We start from the raw sequence: 15,740 nt of genomic DNA, 5'->3' as shown, positions 1-15,740 counted from the left end.
AGCGGCCGTCAGCCGGTGGCCACCGGGCGGGAGGGGTCGGCGACCCAGTTGGACCAGGAGCCGACGTAGAGGGCGGCGGGCAGGCCCGCCAGCTCCAGGGCCAGCACCTCGTGGGCGGCGGTGACCCCCGAGCCGCAGTAGGCGCCGACCGCGACCCCCTCCTCCACGCCCAGCGCGGCGAACCGCTCGCGGAGGGCGGCGGGGGCGAGGAACCGGCCGCCGGGGCCGACGTTGTCGGTCGTGGGCGCGCTCACGGCTCCGGGCACGTGGCCGGCCACCGGGTCGACCGGCTCGACCTCGCCCCGGTAACGTTCGGCGGCGCGGGCGTCGAGCAGCACGCCCTCGGTGGCCAGCGCGGCGGCCTCGTCGGCGGTGAGCGTCGGCATGCCGCCGGGCCTGGCGGTGAAGTCGCCGGGCCGGATCTCGGGCTCGTCCTGCGTGAGCGGAAGACCGGCCTCGGCCCATGCCGCGAGGCCGCCGTCGAGCACGCGTACGGACCGGTGGCCGAAGTAGCGCAGCGCCCACCAGGCGCGGGCGGCGGTCGTGGAGCCGGCGTCGTCGTAGACCACGACCGTACGGCCGTCGCAGACGCCCAGCGCCCGCATGGCCCGCTGGAAGCCGGCCGCGTCGGGCAGCGGGTGGCGGCCGCCCGCGCCGGGAGGCGCGGCGAGGTCGGCGTCGACGTCGCAGAAGACGGCGCCGGCAAGATGGCCCTCTCGGTATAGCTCCACGCCGGGCGGGCCGCCCAGCCGCCAGCGTACGTCGAGCACGGACGCCTCGGGCGACGCGGCGAGTTCGGCGGGCGTGATCAGCGCACTCATCGGGTGGACACCTCCAGGAGCGGGACGCGGAGCTCGGCGGCGGTCATCGAGCCGTGGTAGCCGGTGAACAGCGCCTCGATCGGATGACGACGGGGAGCGGTGATGGCCAGGCCGTCACGGGGCACGGCCACGACGTCGCCGATGCGGCCCAGCCAGGCCTCGCGCACCCGGGGCCCGAACCAGCCGGACTCGACCGCCTCCTGCCTGGACACTACCGACACGCGCTCGCCGAGGGTCGCGCGCCACGCCTCAAGGACGTGATCGGCGGCTCCCGGCTCGGCGTAGACGTGCCTGGCCCGGGCCTCGCCGCCGAGCAGCGCCACCCCTTCGGTCAGCGCGGGCACGCTCTCGGCGTCGATCTTGTCGGTGGCGTTGACCATGCCGTGGTCGGCGGTGACGTAGAGGGCCGCGCCGGGCGGCAGGGCCTCGGCCAGGCGCCGGGCCAGGTCGTCGACGACGGCCAGCTCGCTCAGCCACTCCTCGCCACCCCATCCGGCCAGGTGGCCGGCGGCGTCGAGCTTGCCGTAGTAGGCGGTGACGTGGGCGCGGGGCGCGGCGCGCAGGGCCACGCCCACGCGGGCGACGATGTCGTCGACGCCGTCGGCGGCCACGTAGCGCACGCCGCGGTAGACGGCCCTGGTCAGGCCGGAGCCCTCGAACTCGGCGGGGGCGACGTAGACGGCGTCGACGCCCTGGGCGGCGGCGCGCTCGTAGACGGTGGGGGCGGGCTGCCATTCGCCGGGGTCCATCGTCAGGCCGCCGGGGAGGGTCCAGCGCAGGCAGTTGAACAGGTGGCCGGTGCCGGGGACGGCCAGCATCAGGCCGACCATGCCGTGCTCGCCGGGGGTCAGGCCGGTGCCGAGCGAGCACAGGCTGGTGACGGTGGTGGCGGGGAACCCGGCGGTGAGGGTGCGGCCGGGCAGGGCGGACAGGAACGGGGCGGCCTCGGGATGGGCGCGGAGCAGGTCGGCGCCCAGGCCGTCGACCAGGAGCAGGCAGACGCGCGCCGCGGGGTCGAGGGCCAGCGGATTGGGCTCGGTCAGGCCGAGGGCGGCCAGCAACGAGCCGGGGAGGTCCGCCAGCGACCCGGTGCCGTAGTCGGGCAGCATCCCCACATCCTAGTGTCCACGCGCGATCAGGCGGGGGCCTCGCGGTGGCCCGGGGGCGTCAGGCGGCGGCCCTTGCGGTGGCCTCGGACAGGGCCTTGGCGAAGGCCAGCACGTGGGTGACCGCCTCCGGCCCGTCGGCCGCCTCGCTGACGCGCAGCGACAGGTCGCCGGCGGTGATCGCGCCGGTGTAGCCGTGGTCGGCGTCGCAGTTCTCGTCGCCGCAGGTGGCGGGCTCCAGGTCGACGTGGGAGATCGCGCCCCAGCCGATCGTCAGGGTGACCTCGGTGGGCGGGACGCCCGGCGCGTAGGAGGCCGGGTCGGGCACCACGCGGGTCACGGCCACCGACTGGACGCGGCTCAGCCGGACCGCCTCGGTGGTGGTGGAGGCGTGGGAGGCGGAGACACCCTCGACCGCCGGGTGCTCGTCGGTGTGGCAGACCAGCAGCCTCGTCGTCGACAACACCAGGACGGTGACGTGCCGGCGGACCTCCATCGCGGGATCGAAGGTGGCCTCGTGGTGGACCACGAACGCGGTCACGGCCTCCTTGCCCAGCGCGGATTCGACCGCATCGGTGACGAGGTCGGGGTAGTAGCCGCTGCGTTCGATCGCTTCACGCAGGCCCGCGGCTGAGACTCGGGTTTCCCTCATGCCTCCATCCTGCCAGGGCCGCGCAGTGCACTCACCCGCCAGACATAACGCTCTATGAACGTCTTTGTCAGCACATGGGTGACATGTTGGGTGCGGTCAGGAGAGCCTTCTCGGGCCGCCGTCCAGGCGGGGGCCGGCCGGGGTGCGCAGGGTGGCGCGGGCGCCGAGCACCAGCACCTCCGACTCGCCCACCAGCACCTGGTCAAGGTCGAGGCAGGCCACCTCCGGCAGGTCGTTGGCCAGGCGGCCCACGCGGACGAGGAGCTCCTCCAGGGCGGGGACGGCGACGGGCGGGTAGCCGTACTGGCCGAACAGCAGGGGGGCCGCGCGTACGGACCGCACGAGGGCGGCGGCGTCCTCGCCGGTCAGCGGGGCGAGGCGGAACCCCTGGTCGAGCAGCAGGCGCGCGGTCACCTCGCCGAGCCCGAACGAGACCACCGGCCCGAACGCCCGGTCCTCGACGACCCGTACGACGGTGGGCACGGCCGGCTGCGGCGCCATGCGCTGTACGGCCAGCTCGACCCGCTCACCGAGCTGCTCGGCGAACTCGGCGTAGGCGTGGCGCACCATCTCAGGACCGGTCAGCCCCAGGCGTACGGTGCCCGCGCGGCGCGAGGCCCCCGGGTCGGCCACCTTGAGCACGACGGGCGGGCCGAGCCGTTCGGCGGCGGCCACGGCCTCCTCCGGCGAGCGTACGACCTCGGCCGGCCAGACGGTCAGGCCGTAGCACGACAGCAGCTCGGTGGCGTCGATCTCGACGGGCGGGCCGGGCTCGGCGAACCCGGTGGGCTCCTCCCCCGCCGCCGGGGCCGCCGCGCCGGACAGCGTGGCGAGGACCAGCTCCCGGGCGCGGGCGGTGTCGAGGCCGTCGAGCTCGGGCGGCGGCACGGCCGGGTGGGCCCGCCAGGTGGCGTAGCGCACCACGTGCGCCAGGGCCCTGACCGCCTCCTCCGGCGCCGCGTACGACGGGATCGAGCCGCGCGCGGGCGCGGCGCCCGAGCCACCGGCCACGCGCAGGGACGGATGCATGCCGAGGTGCCCGCGGAACGTGGCCAGCACCGGCTTGGCGGAGCCCTGCGAGACCCGCAGCAGCTCGGCCGCCACCTCGTCGGACTTCCCGGGGATCGGCGGCATGTAGATCACGACGGCGGCGTCGACCTCGTCGCGGCCCAGCTCGGCCGCCAGCGCCGCGCCGAACTCCGACGGCCCGGCGGCGGCCCCCAGATTGACCGGCGGGCGCGGTTCGAGGCCCGCGGCGAGGCAGGCGTCGGCGGCCAGCAGGCCCAGCGCGTCGGAGTTGGTGACCAGCGCGACCCTCGGCCCGGCGGGCAACGGCTGGTAGGCCAGGAGCTGGCCCACGTCGAAGAGCTGGATGAGGTCGTCGACCCTGATCAGGCCCGCCTGGGCGAACAGGGAGCTGATGGCGGAGTCGGGCAGCCCGAGCTCCTCGGCCGAGTGGCCGGCGGGGGTGCCGCCGCTCTTGACCACCACGATCGGCTTGCTGCGCGCGATGCGCCTGGCCAGGCGGGTGAACTTGCGCGGGTTTCCCAGCGACTCCAGGTAGAGCAGGATCACCTCGGTGGCGTCGTCCTCCTCCCAGTACTGGAGGAGGTCGTTGCCGGAGACGTCGGCGCGATTGCCGGCCGAGACGAACGACGAGATGCCCATACCGCGCTGGGCCACGCGCTGGAGCAGCGCGGTGCCGAGCGCGCCCGACTGGCTGAAGAAGCCCACCCGGCCGCGGCCCGGCACGGTGGCGGCCAGCGTGGCGTTGAGCTTGACGGCCGGGTCGGTGTTGGCGATGCCGAGGCAGTTGGGGCCCACCACGCGCAGGCCGTACGAGCGGGCGATGCGGGCCAGCTCGTCCTGCCTGTCGCGGCCGGGCGCGCCGGTCTCGCCGAATCCGGAGGAGACCACGACCAGCCCGTGCACGCCCTTCTCGGCGCACTCCTTGACGACGTCGAGCACGCCTTCGGCGGGCACGGCCACGACGGCCAGGTCGACCTCGCCGTCGATGGCGGTCACGCTCGGGTAGGCCCGTACGCCCGCGACGGCGCGTACCTGGCGGTGGACGGGATAGACCGGGCCGGTGAAGTCGGCGGCCAGCAGGTTGCGCAGGACGGTCTGGCCGACGCCGCCGGGCTCGCGGGAGGCGCCGATGACGGCGACAGAGCCGGGGGCGAGCAGGCGGGCGATCGACCGGGACTCGGCGCGGTGCTCGCACGCGGTCGTCACCTCCGCCGAGGTCTCGGTCGGGGTGAGGTCGAGGGTCATGCGTACGACGCCGTCGGCGAACCGGCTCTGCGCGGTGTAGCCGGCCTGCCGCAGGACGCCCATCATCTTCATGTTGGCGGGCAGCACGTCGGCGACGAACCGTTCGATGCCGCGCTCACGGGCCGTGGCGGCCAGGTGTTCCAGCAGGACGGAGGCCACTCCCCTGCCCTGGTGGGCGTCCTCGACCAGGAACGCGACCTCGGCCTCGCCCGGACCGGTGCGGTCGTAGCGGATGACGGCCACCATCTCGGCGCCGATGGTGGCGATGAGGGCCACGCGGTTGTCGTAGTCGACGTTGGTGAAACGTTCGACGTCACGGTCGGACAGGCGGGGGCGCGGGCCGAAGAAGCGGAAATAGATCGACTCGTCGGACAGACGGGAGTAGAAAGCACGGAGACGGTCGGCGTCGGCGGGCCTGATCGGGCGTACGTGCGCGGTGCCCCCGTCGGCCAGGACGACGTCGGCCTCCCAGTGAGCCGGATAGTGTGCCTCCACGTCCACGAGCGTAAACCCGCATCCCACATGCCAAGACCGGCGGGCCTGTTGGGCAACGCTTGTGCATCGACTGTCGCCCGGTGTCCCGGGTCAGCCCCACGAACAGCCCGGAAGCTGTTAGTTTTGCCGTGGCCAGGCTCGTTCTGAAGGCAGCAAGGTGGTGACATCATGACGCGGGTCGTCGTGGTGGGCGATCTCATGACCGACGCGGTCGCGCGCGCCCGTTATGCGCTCGCCAGGGCGAGCGACACGCCTGCGATCGTGACCATGCACGGCGGAGGCTCCGGCGCCAACATCGCCTCGTGGCTCGCCGTCGAGGGCGCGGAGGTGGCCTTCATCGGCCGCCGGGGCGCCGACATCACGGGCCGTAACCGCGACATGGAGCTGATGGGCTACGGCGTCGACGCCCGGCTCGTCATGGATCCCGAGCGGCCCACCGGCACCTGCGTGGTGCTCGTCACGCACAAGGGCGAGCGCACCATGCTCTCCGACCCGGGCGCCAACGCCGCCCTGTCGCCGGAGGACCTGCCGCGTGACCTGTTCACCTCGGGCGCCCATCTCCACCTGTCGGGTTACACGCTGGTCAACGAGGGCTCGCGCGACGCCGGTCTCGCGGCGCTCGACATGGCGCGCCGCTCGGGCATGTCGATCTCGGTCGACTGCGCCTCGTCCGCGCCGCTGGATCGTACGGGCGCCGAGCCGTTCCTCGAATGGACCAACGGCGCCAAGCTGCTGTTCGCCAACATCGACCAGGCCAAGGTGCTGACCGGCCGCGACGACGCCGAGGCCGCCGCCAAGGTGCTGACCGCGTGGTTCCCGCAGGTCATCATCAAGATGAACGCCGAGGGCGCGCTGTGGTTCAGCAACGGCCGTCCCGACCCGGTCCGGGTGGCCGCCGAGCCGGTCGACAAGATCGTTGACGGCACGGGCGCGGGTGACGCGTTCTCGGCCGGGTTCCTGCCGCCGTGGCTGGCCGGCAAGCCGCCGGCCGAGTCGCTGGCCGCCGGGTGCCGACTCGCGGCCAAGGCGATCATGCACCTGGGCGCGCGGCCCCCGTTCTGAGCCGCGCTCCCCTGCCGGGCGCTACGACGTGGTGGCCAGCACGAGCGGGAGCACGGCCGGCGCGCCCGCGTGGCGCACCAGCGCCGCCGCCAGCGTCATCGTCCAGCCGGTGTCGACCCGGTCGTCCACGAGCAGCACCGGGCCGCCGCACTCGGCGATCGCCGTGCCGACGTCTTTGGGCATCGCCAGGGTGCCCCTGATCGCCTGGACGCGCTTGGCGCTGTTGAACTGCTGCCCCGGCGCCCCCGCCCGGTAGCCCAGCTCGCCCAGATAGGTCAGGCGGCCCACCTGGGCCAGCCGCTCGGCGAAGCCGCGTACGAGCTGCGGCCGCGTGGCGGACGGCACGTTGACCACGGCCACCGGCCGGTCGCGCCACTCCCACGCCGACAACACCTGGATCACGGCCTTGAACATGTCGTCGGCCATCGGCCCGTCGCCTCCGGCGAGCAGGTCGCGCAGCCGGTTGCCCCAGCCGATGTCGGTCAGGCGGCCGAGCGCCCGGCCCGGCTCGGCCCCCAGCTCGGGCTTGATCCGGCCGGACAGGTCGGCCAGGCCGGTGGGCCACTGCTTGCGCGCCTCGATCTCGACGCCGGGCCTGCTGAGGCGTTCGCGGGCGGTCTCGACGGCCTGCGCGGCGATCTCCGGCGAACGGTGGCGGCCGGTGCAGTTGTCGCAACGGCCGCAGGGCGTGGCGGCGTCGTCGTCGAGGTGGCGGCGCAGGTATTGCTCGCGGCACTCCTCGATGGTCAGGTAGCGCAGCATGGCGTCCTGCTCGGCCCTGCGCTCGGCGGCGATGCGGGTGTAGCGCTCGGTGTCGTAGGCCCACGGCTCGCCGGTCGACTCCCAGCCGCCCTTGACCCGGCGTACGGCGCCGTCGACGTCGAGGACCTTGAGCATCATCTCCAGGCGGCTGCGGCTCAGGTCGACCGCGGTCTCCAGGGCCGGGGTGGACATCAGGCCGCCCTGTTCGAGGGCCTGGAGCGTGGCGCGTACGACGGGCTCGGGCGGGAAGGCCAGGGAGGCGAAGTAGGCCCAGATCTCGCGGTCTTCGGTGCCGGGCAGCAGGATGACCTCGGCGCGCTCGACGCCGCGCCCGGCCCGGCCGACCTGCTGGTAGTAGGCGACGGGCGACTGCGGCGCGCCGACGTGCACGACGAACCCGAGGTCGGGCTTGTCGAACCCCATGCCGAGCGCGCTCGTGGCGACCAGCGCCTTGATCTTGTTGTTGAGCAGCGCCTCCTCGGCGGCCAGGCGCTCGGCCGGGTCGGTCTGCCCGGAGTAGGCGGCCACCTCGTGGCCCTGCTCGCGCAGGTAGCCGGCGATCTCGTGGGCGGCGGCGACGGTGAGGGTGTAGACGATGCCGGAGCCCGGCAGCTCGCGCAGGGTCTGGGCCAGCCAGGCCAGGCGCTGCTCGGCCGAGGGCTGCCGCACGACGCTCAGGTGGAGGCTCTCCCGCTCCAGCGGGCCGCGCAGCACGAACGTGTCCTCGCCCATCTGCTCGGCCACGTCGCGGGTGACACGGGCGTTGGCCGTGGCGGTGGTGGCCAGCACGGGGATGCCGGGCGGCAGCTCGCCGAACAGCGTGGCCAGCCTGCGGTAGTCGGGCCTGAAGTCGTGGCCCCAGTCGGAGATGCAGTGGGCCTCGTCGACGACGACGAGCCCGGCGCTCTCGGCCAGCTCGGGCAGCACGTTGTCGCGGAAGTCGGGGTTGTTGAGGCGTTCGGGGCTGACCAGCAGCACGTCGACCATGCCCTCGGCGACCTGGCCGTAGATCTCCTCCCACGCCTCGGGGTTGGCGGAGTTGATGGTGACGGCCCTGATGCCGGCGCGCTCGGCGGCGGCGATCTGGTTGCGCATGAGGGCGAGCAGCGGCGAGACGATGACCGTGGGCCCCTCGCCCAGCTCGCGCAGCAGGGCGGTGGCCACGAAGTAGACGGCGGACTTGCCCCAGCCGGTGCGCTGCACGACGAGGACCCTGCGCCGGTCGAGCACGAGCGCCTCGATGGCGGCCCACTGGTCGTCTCGCAGCCGGGCGTGGTCGCCGGCCAGGGCCCGCAACCGCTCCTCGGCCTCTTCGCGCAGCATCGCCGCATCGGGGGCATCAATCATGCCCCCCTTATTACCAGCTCCCACCGACGGAAGCGGCACACCCGCGCGCCCGTCCCGGGAACGCCGGGCGGTCGTACACCGGCCCGCCCCCTCCCGGAAGGGCCGGACGGGGGCGCTACCGGTCGGCGTGCTCGGGGAAGGCGTTGACCGTCACGCGGTGCATGCGGCGGCGTTCGGTGTAGTCGGCGACCGCGTAGTGCTGGGTGGGGCGGTTGTCCCAGAAGGCGAGCGTGCCGGGCCGCCAGTTCAGCCTGCACTGGTACTCGGGCGAGCGGATGTGGTCGATGAGCAGTGGCAGCAGGGCCTCGTTCTCGCGGTCGGTCAGCCCCACCAGGCGGGTGGTGGAGGCGCGGTTGACGAACAGGGCCTTGCGGCCGGTCTCGGCGTGCACGCGGACGACCGGGCGTTCGATCGGCGGCCATTTGGCCTGGATCTCGGCCAGGTCGAACGGGTGCCCCTTGGAGATCGCCTTCTTCATCGACATCGTGATGTCGTGCACGGCCGTCAGCTCGTCGCACAGCCGCTGGATCGACGGCGACAGCGTCTCGTAGGCCAGGTACGTGTTGGCCCAGCAGGTGTCGCCGCCCACGCTCGGCAGCTGCATGCAGCGCAGCAGCGAGCCCATCGGCGGCGTCGGCTCGAAGGTGTTGTCGCTGTGCCATTCGTCGCCGCCCTCGCCCTTCGGCGAGGTCTGGTCGAGCACGTGGATCGGGCTGCCGGAGTCCTTCTTGAACGCCGGATGGTTGAGTGTGCCGAAGTTCAGGGCGAACTGGAGGTGCTGCTCGTCGTCGATGTGCTGGTCGCGGAAGAAGAGCACCAGGTGCTTCAGCCATCCCTCGCGCAGGGTCGCGACGTCTTCCGGGGAGAGGGGTTTGCGCAGATCGACCCCGGTGACCTCGGCGCCGATGTGCTTGGTCACGGGACGAAACTCGATCATGGCGAAGCCTCCGGAGGCGGGCGTACGGTGTCCTCGCCTCCGACGTTAAGACCCAAGCAATTGCTTGGTCAAGGGCAGGTAGTCGCGCGCCGGACGCGCCGACGAGTCGCGGGCACCCAAGTCTCTTCGGCACAATGTTCGACATGGCCCGACGTACGACTGCACCCCCGCCTGAGGACTTCGAGGAGCGGATCGTCGACATCGACGTCTCCTCCGAGATGCGCAAGAGCTATCTCGAGTACGCCTACTCGGTGATCTACCAGCGGGCTCTGCCCGACGCGCGCGACGGCCTCAAACCGGTGCAGCGGCGCATCCTCTACTCCATGAGCGAGATGGGCCTGCGTCCCGAGCGCGGCCACGTCAAGTCCTCGCGCGTCGTCGGCGACGTCATGGGCAAGCTCCACCCCCACGGCGACAGCGCCATCTACGACGCCCTCGTACGCCTGGCGCAGCCGTTCTCGATGCGCCTGCCGCTGGTCGACGGCCACGGCAACTTCGGCTCGCCCGACGACCTGCCCGCCGCCATGCGGTACACCGAGGCCAGGCTGGCCCCCGCGGCGATGCTGATGGTGGAGTCGCTCGACGAGGACACCGTCAACTTCAAGCCCAACTACGACGGCCAGGAGACCGAGCCCACGGTCATGCCGTCGGCGTTCCCCAACCTGCTCGTCAACGGCACGACCGGCATCGCCGTCGGCATGGCGACCAACATGGCGCCGCACAACCTCGCCGAGGTCGTGGCCGCCGCCCGCCACCTGATCAAGAAGCCCGACGCGACGCTCGACGAGCTGATGAAGTTCGTGCCCGGCCCCGACCTGCCGACCGGCGGCTCGATCATCGGCCTGCAGGGGGTGCGCGACGCCTACGAGACCGGCCGCGGCACGTTCCGCATGCGGGCCAGGTGCGCGGTCGAGCAGATCACGCCGCGGCGCAAGGGCATCATCGTCACCGAGCTGCCCTACAACGTCGGCCCCGAGCGCGTGGTCACCAAGATCAAGGAGCTGGTGACCAGCAAGAAGCTCCAGGGCATCGCCGACCTGAAGGACCTCACCGACCGGCACAAGGGCCTGCGCCTGGTCATCGAGATCAAGAACGGCTTCATCCCCGAGGCCGTCCTGGAGGAGCTCTACCGGCTCACGCCGATGGAGGAGACCTTCGGCATCAACAACGTCGCCCTGGTCGACGGCGAGCCGCGTACGCTCGGCCTGCGCGAGCTGCTGCAGGTCTACGTCGACCACCGGCTGGAGGTCGTGCGGCGCAGGTCCGAGTTCCGCCGCCGCAAGCGCGAGGAGCGCCTGCACCTGGTCGACGGCCTGATCATCGCGCTGCTCAACATCGACGAGGTCATCCAGGTCATCCGTTCCTCCGACGACTCGGCGCAGGCCCGCGCCCGGTTGATGGAGGTCTTCGACCTGACCGACATCCAGGCCGCCTACATCCTCGACACGCCGCTGCGCCGGCTGACCAGGTTCGACAAGCTGGAGCTCGACAGCGAGAAGGAGACGCTGAGCGAGGAGATCGCGGCGCTGACCGAGATCCTGTCCTCGGAGGCCAAGCTGCGCCAGGTGGTCTCGGGCGAGCTGGCCGAGGTGTCCAAGAAGTACGCCACGCCGCGCCGTACCGTGCTGCTGGAGGCTCCGGGCGTGGCCCGCACCCCGGTGGTCTCGCTCCAGGTGGCCGACGACCCGTGCTGGGCGCTGCTGTCCTCGACCGGGCTGCTGGCCCGCACGTCCAACGCCGAGGCGCTGCCGGGCGAGGGCGAGCGTTCGGCGCACGACGTGCTGGTGTCGGTGGCGCGCACGTCCGTACGCGGCGAGGTCGGCGTGGTGACCTCACTCGGACGGCTGATCCGCGTCCAGGTCGTCGACCTGCCGACGTTGCCGCCCTCGGCCAACCCGCCGACCCTGTCGGGCGGCCACCCGGTCTCCGAGTACGTCTCGCTCCAGCCGGACGAGAAGGTCGTCGGCCTCGGCTCGCTCGACCCCGACAGCCCCGGACTCGCGCTCGGCACGGCGCAGGGCGTGGTCAAACGGGTGGTTCCCGACTACCCGGCCAACCGCGACGACTTCGAAGTGATCACGCTGAAGGACGGCGACACCGTGGTGGGCGCCGCCGAGCTCGACTCCGAGGACCACGACCTGGTCTTCGTCTCCTCCGACGCCCAGCTCCTGCGTTTCCCGGCCTCGCTGGTCCGTCCGCAGGGGCGTCCGGCCGGCGGCATGGCCGGCATCCGGCTCGACGACGGCGCCCGGGTGATCTGGTTCGGCGTGGTCGACCCCTCGCTGCCCGCGCAGGTGGTCACCGTCGCCGGCTCCTCGACGGCGCTGCCCGGCACCCAGGTCGGGGGCGGCAAGGTGTCCGACTACGCCGAGTTCCCGGCCAAGGGACGGGCCACCGGCGGTGTGCGGGCCCAGCGGTTCCTGAAGGGCGAGGACGAGTTGCTGCTCGCCTGGGCCGGTCCGGCTCCGGCCAAGGCCGTCTCGGCGGTCGGCAAGCCGGTGCCGCTGCCGGAGGAGATCGGCCGCCGCGACGGCTCGGGCGTGCGCCTGACCCACACGATCGGCGCCGTGGGCGGCGCCCTGGCCTCGGGTCCGGCGGCCGGCGTCGCGCCGCCGCCACCGGCCGAGGAGGAGTGACCCCGTCCGCCGGGGAGGCCCGCCCTGCGGGTCCCCCCGGCGGACACGCCCGCGAGAGCGGTTACCGGAACGTGTTATGAAATGGGCTCGACGCCCGATCTCCTCCTGAGAGCGCTCTCTCTTGGGAGGTTAACGTGTTCCGTGCAAGACCCCCGTTATGGGCGGCACTCGCCCTGGTCGCCTCGCTGGCCGTCGTCCCGCCCGCCCAGGCGGCGGCCGAGCCGCACACCGTCACCGACTTCGAGTCCGACGGCGTCCCCCAAGGCGTGTACGCCTGGGGCAACGACGCCCCCTCCACCCCCACGCTCACCGTCCAGCCCGCCCAGGACCGTCCGGACGCCCCGGCGGCCAACCGGGCGCTCAAGGCCGTCTACGCCGTCGGCCAGTGGGGCGGCTGGTCCCACGACCTGCCCGCCACCCAGGACTGGTCCCCGTACGAGGGTTTCTCCTTCTGGGTGAACGGCACCGGCTCCGGCCAGAAGATCTTCTTCGAGGTCAAGGACGGCGGCGCCGGCGCGGGCGCGTCCGAGCTGTTCGAGTCCGCCTTCACCGACGACACCGCCGGCTGGCGGCAGATCAGGACCCCCTTCTCCGGTTTCACCCGGCGGGCCGACTACCAGCCGGGCGGCGCCCCCACCGACGGCGAGCTCGACCTGACGGCCATGTGGGGCTACTCGATGCGCCTGCCGGCCGCCTCGGGCACGCTGCTCTGGGACGACGTCCAGGTCTACGGCAGCGCCCCGCCCCGCCCGGTGCGCCTGTCCACCGGCAGGCCCGTCTACACGGTCGACGAGAAGGGCGCCGTCCAGGTCGGCGTGACGGTCACCACGACCGGCGGCGCTCCCCTGCCCGCCGACCTGGCCGTCGAGTACGCCACCGGCACCGGCACGGCCACCCCGGGCGAGGACTACACCCCGGCGCGCGGCACGCTCACCTTCCCTGCGGGCACGGCCTCGGGCGCGACCAGGACGTTCACCGTCAGGACGCTGGCCGACGGCCAGAACGAGGTCGCCGAGACCATCCCGCTCGTCCTGTCCGGCGCCGGTACCAGGCCCCCGGCCGAGCAGCCGGTCATCGTGATCAACGCGCACGGCCTGCCCTACCTGGACGCGCGCAGGCCGGTCCGGCAACGGGTGGCCGACCTGCTGGCCCGGATGACGACCGAGGAGAAGGTCGGCCAGATGACCCAGGCCGAACGCGGCGCGCTGACCAAGCAGAGCGACATCGCCGCGTACGCGCTGGGCTCGCTGCTGTCGGGCGGCGGCTCGACCCCCGCCGTCAACACCCCGGCCGGCTGGGCCGACATGATCGACGCCTTCCAGGCCCGCGCCCTGCAGACCCGCCTGCAGATCCCGCTGATCTACGGCGTGGACGCCGTGCACGGCCACAACAACGTCGTCGGCGCCACGATCTTCCCCCACAACGTGGGCATGGGCGCCACCCGCGACCCCGAACTGGTCCGACAGGAAGGCCGGATCACCGCGCGCGAGGTCAGGGCCACCGGCGTCCCCTGGGACTTCGCGCCCTGCCTGTGCGTCTCGCGCGACGACCGGTGGGGACGCGCGTACGAGTCGTTCGGCGAGGACCCGGCCCTGGTCTCCAGGATGGCCACCATCGTGGACGGCCTCCAGGACAACGGCGTGCTGGCCACGGCCAAGCACTACGCCGGCGACGGCGGCACCGCGTACGGCTCCTCCACCACGGGCGACTACACGATCGACCAGGGTGTCACGAGGACGACGAGGGCGGAGCTGGAGGCGGTCCATCTGGCGCCGTTCGCCGAGGCGGTCAGGCGCGGGGTCGGCAGCGTCATGCCGTCCTTCTCCAGCGTGGACTTCGGCGACGGGCCACTGAAGATGCACGCGCACAAGGAGCTGATCACCGACGTGCTCAAGGGCCGGCTCGGCTTCGAGGGCTTCGTGATCAGCGACTGGCAGGCCATCGACCAGCTCCCCGGCGACTACGCGAGCGACGTGCGCACCTCGGTCAACGCGGGACTGGACATGATCATGGTGCCCTACGCGTACCCGGCGTTCTTCACCACGTTGAAGGGCGAGGTCGAGGCCGGGCGGGTGCCCATGGCCAGGATCGACGACGCCGTCTCCAGGATCCTGACGCAGAAGTTCCGGTTGGGGCTGTTCGAGCACCCGTACGCCGACCGGTCCGGTATCGCCGACGTCGGCTCGGCCGCGCACCGGGCGGTGGCCCGTACCGCGGCGGCCAGGTCGCAGGTGCTGCTGAAGAACGACGGCGGCCTGCTGCCGCTGCGCCCCGGCGCGAAACTGTACGTGGCCGGCTCGAACGCCGACGACATCGGCAACCAGACCGGCGGCTGGACCGTCACCTGGCAGGGCTCCTCGGGGCCGATCACCCCGGGCACGACGATCCTGGAGGCCATCCGCGCCCGCACACCGTCGGTCACCTACTCGGCCGACGCCTCGGCCCCCCTCGCCGGGCACGACGCCGGCGTCGTCGTGGTGGGCGAGAAGCCGTACGCGGAGGGGGTGGGCGACGTGGGCCGCGCCGGGCGCACGCTGGCCCTGTCGGCGGCCGACCGGGCCGCGGTGGACCGGGTGTGCGCGGCGATGAGATGCGCCGTGCTGGTCGTGTCGGGGCGGCCGCTGGAGCTCGGCGACCTGACGGGCGTCGAGGCCGTGGTGGCCTCCTGGCTGCCGGGCACCGAGGGCGCCGGGGTGGCCGACCCGCTGTTCGGGGCCGTGGCCTACACCGGGCGGCTGCCGTTCACCTGGTTCCGTACGGCCGCGCAGGTGCCGGTGAACGTGGGGGACGCGGTCTACGACCCGCTGTACCCGTACGGGTGGGGGCTGCGGACCGATCGGGCGCGGGACCGGCTCAAGGCGGCCCGTGACACGCTCGCGCGCGGCGACGGCCCGTCGAGGGCCGCGGCGGCGGCGCTGACCCCGGCGCTGCGCGAGCGCGCCTGGAACGCCGACGGCTCGGTCCGCGACACGCGGGCCGTGCTCGCGGCCGTGGCGACCGCCGCGTCGCTGCTCGAACGTTCCCGCACCGACACCCAGGCCGTGGACGACGCCGTCGTCTCGGTGGCCAGGGACGTCGCCCAGACCGTGGGCAGGCGCTTCGACCTCCAGGCGGCGGCCGACCACGAACTGTCCTCCGGACGGCTCCGCGAGGCGGTGGACCTCCTGGCCAGGGCCGCCCGCTGACAACACGAGCCCGTCCCGCCCGCTCCCGGGCGGGACGGGCTCCCGCTCAGTCCCTGCAGAGGCAGAACGGGTGGCCGGCCGGGTCGAGGAAGACCCGGAAGCTGTCGTCCTCGCTCGGCTGGTGCTCGTGCTTGGTCGCGCCGATCTCCTGCACCTGCTTCTCGGCCCGGTCCAGGTCGGTGACCGTGACGTCGATGTGCAGCTGCTGCGGCCGCGCCGGGTCGGGCCAGGACGGCGGCCGGTGGTCGGGCACGCGCTGGAAGGCCAGGCGTTTGGGCGAGCCGCCGTCCTCGACGACCACCCACTCCTCGTCCTCGTACGTGACGGGCCAGCCGAGCAGCCGCGAGTAGAACTCGGCGAGCGCCCTCGGCTCCGGGCAGTCGAGCACCGTCGTACGGAACTCCGCGATGCCGTCCATCATTACCCTCCGGGAGTTGTTTCGCCGGCACGCCCGCCGACGAGA

10 protein-coding genes are annotated in these 15,740 nt (G+C 73.1%); 3 read left to right on the top strand and 7 right to left on the bottom strand.

Annotated elements, in window-relative coordinates; translation table 11 throughout:
• Window positions 1-8: 8 nt before the first annotated feature.
• The 4 genes from DMB42_RS31655 to DMB42_RS31640 all read right to left on the bottom strand — a co-directional run bounded on the left by DMB42_RS31655 (window position 9) and on the right by DMB42_RS31640 (window position 5,348).
• Window positions 9-821 carry a sulfurtransferase gene (locus DMB42_RS31655; protein WP_125639846.1) on the bottom strand — a complete coding sequence of 271 codons (813 nt, stop codon included), beginning with the start codon at window positions 819-821 and terminating at the stop codon, window positions 9-11.
• Window positions 818-1,930, bottom strand: a complete 1,113-nt coding sequence (locus tag DMB42_RS31650; protein WP_125639843.1) for an alkaline phosphatase family protein — start codon at window positions 1,928-1,930, stop codon at window positions 818-820. Before DMB42_RS31650 ends, DMB42_RS31655 begins: the two co-directional genes overlap by 4 nt.
• Before the next feature lie 58 nt (window positions 1,931-1,988).
• The gene (locus tag DMB42_RS31645; protein ID WP_125639841.1) at window positions 1,989-2,579 is read right to left on the bottom strand and encodes a DUF5998 family protein; all 591 of its coding nucleotides are present in this window, start codon (window positions 2,577-2,579) and stop codon (window positions 1,989-1,991) included.
• A 96-nt stretch (window positions 2,580-2,675) separates the two neighbouring features.
• Complete coding sequence (locus tag DMB42_RS31640) at window positions 2,676-5,348, bottom strand: bifunctional GNAT family N-acetyltransferase/acetate--CoA ligase family protein (protein ID WP_125639838.1); 2,673 nt, start codon at window positions 5,346-5,348, stop codon at window positions 2,676-2,678.
• Window positions 5,349-5,516: 168 nt separating this feature from the next.
• On the opposite strand from DMB42_RS31640, the gene DMB42_RS31635 reads away from it, so the two are divergent.
• Complete coding sequence (locus DMB42_RS31635; RefSeq protein ID WP_125639836.1) at window positions 5,517-6,410, top strand: carbohydrate kinase family protein; 894 nt, start codon at window positions 5,517-5,519, stop codon at window positions 6,408-6,410.
• Window positions 6,411-6,431: 21 nt separating this feature from the next.
• Here the strand turns inward: DMB42_RS31635 and DMB42_RS31630 are convergent, their stop codons facing one another.
• Both DMB42_RS31630 and DMB42_RS31625 read right to left on the bottom strand, forming a co-directional pair.
• A complete protein-coding gene (locus tag DMB42_RS31630; RefSeq protein WP_260478060.1) occupies window positions 6,432-8,519 on the bottom strand; it encodes a RecQ family ATP-dependent DNA helicase in 2,088 nt (695 codons plus the stop codon).
• A 115-nt stretch (window positions 8,520-8,634) separates the two neighbouring features.
• Window positions 8,635-9,456, bottom strand: a complete 822-nt coding sequence (locus DMB42_RS31625; protein WP_125639833.1) for a TauD/TfdA family dioxygenase — start codon at window positions 9,454-9,456, stop codon at window positions 8,635-8,637.
• A gap of 143 nt (window positions 9,457-9,599) precedes the next feature.
• Here DMB42_RS31625 and DMB42_RS31620 point away from each other — a divergent pair, with 143 nt between their 5' ends.
• Window positions 9,600-12,092 carry a DNA topoisomerase (ATP-hydrolyzing) subunit A gene (locus DMB42_RS31620; protein WP_125639829.1) on the top strand — a complete coding sequence of 831 codons (2,493 nt, stop codon included), beginning with the start codon at window positions 9,600-9,602 and terminating at the stop codon, window positions 12,090-12,092.
• A gap of 134 nt (window positions 12,093-12,226) precedes the next feature.
• Entirely contained in the window at window positions 12,227-15,277 is a 3,051-nt protein-coding gene (locus DMB42_RS31615; RefSeq protein WP_125639826.1) for a glycoside hydrolase family 3 N-terminal domain-containing protein, read from the top strand.
• 46 nt (window positions 15,278-15,323) lie between these two features.
• On the opposite strand, the gene DMB42_RS31610 is transcribed toward DMB42_RS31615, so the two are convergent.
• Complete coding sequence (locus DMB42_RS31610; RefSeq protein ID WP_396984192.1) at window positions 15,324-15,698, bottom strand: VOC family protein; 375 nt, start codon at window positions 15,696-15,698, stop codon at window positions 15,324-15,326.
• Window positions 15,699-15,740: the final 42 nt, after the last annotated feature.

The organism is Nonomuraea sp. WAC 01424, assembly GCF_003947315.1.
In the GTDB taxonomy this organism is placed as follows: domain Bacteria; phylum Actinomycetota; class Actinomycetes; order Streptosporangiales; family Streptosporangiaceae; genus Nonomuraea; species Nonomuraea spiralis.
This window is presented reverse-complemented; position numbering and strand designations above follow the sequence as displayed.

Coding starts and splice junctions, on each gene's coding strand:
- DMB42_RS31650 (WP_125639843.1), bottom strand. CDS start 1,930: ATGCTGCCCGACTACGGCACCGGGTCGCTGGCGGACCTCCCCGGCTCG.
- DMB42_RS31645 (WP_125639841.1), bottom strand. CDS start 2,579: ATGAGGGAAACCCGAGTCTCAGCCGCGGGCCTGCGTGAAGCGATCGAA.
- DMB42_RS31655 (WP_125639846.1), bottom strand. CDS start 821: ATGAGTGCGCTGATCACGCCCGCCGAACTCGCCGCGTCGCCCGAGGCG.
- DMB42_RS31620 (WP_125639829.1), top strand. CDS start 9,600: ATGGCCCGACGTACGACTGCACCCCCGCCTGAGGACTTCGAGGAGCGG.
- DMB42_RS31610 (WP_396984192.1), bottom strand. CDS start 15,698: ATGATGGACGGCATCGCGGAGTTCCGTACGACGGTGCTCGACTGCCCG.
- DMB42_RS31625 (WP_125639833.1), bottom strand. CDS start 9,456: ATGATCGAGTTTCGTCCCGTGACCAAGCACATCGGCGCCGAGGTCACC.
- DMB42_RS31630 (WP_260478060.1), bottom strand. CDS start 8,519: ATGATTGATGCCCCCGATGCGGCGATGCTGCGCGAAGAGGCCGAGGAG.
- DMB42_RS31635 (WP_125639836.1), top strand. CDS start 5,517: ATGACGCGGGTCGTCGTGGTGGGCGATCTCATGACCGACGCGGTCGCG.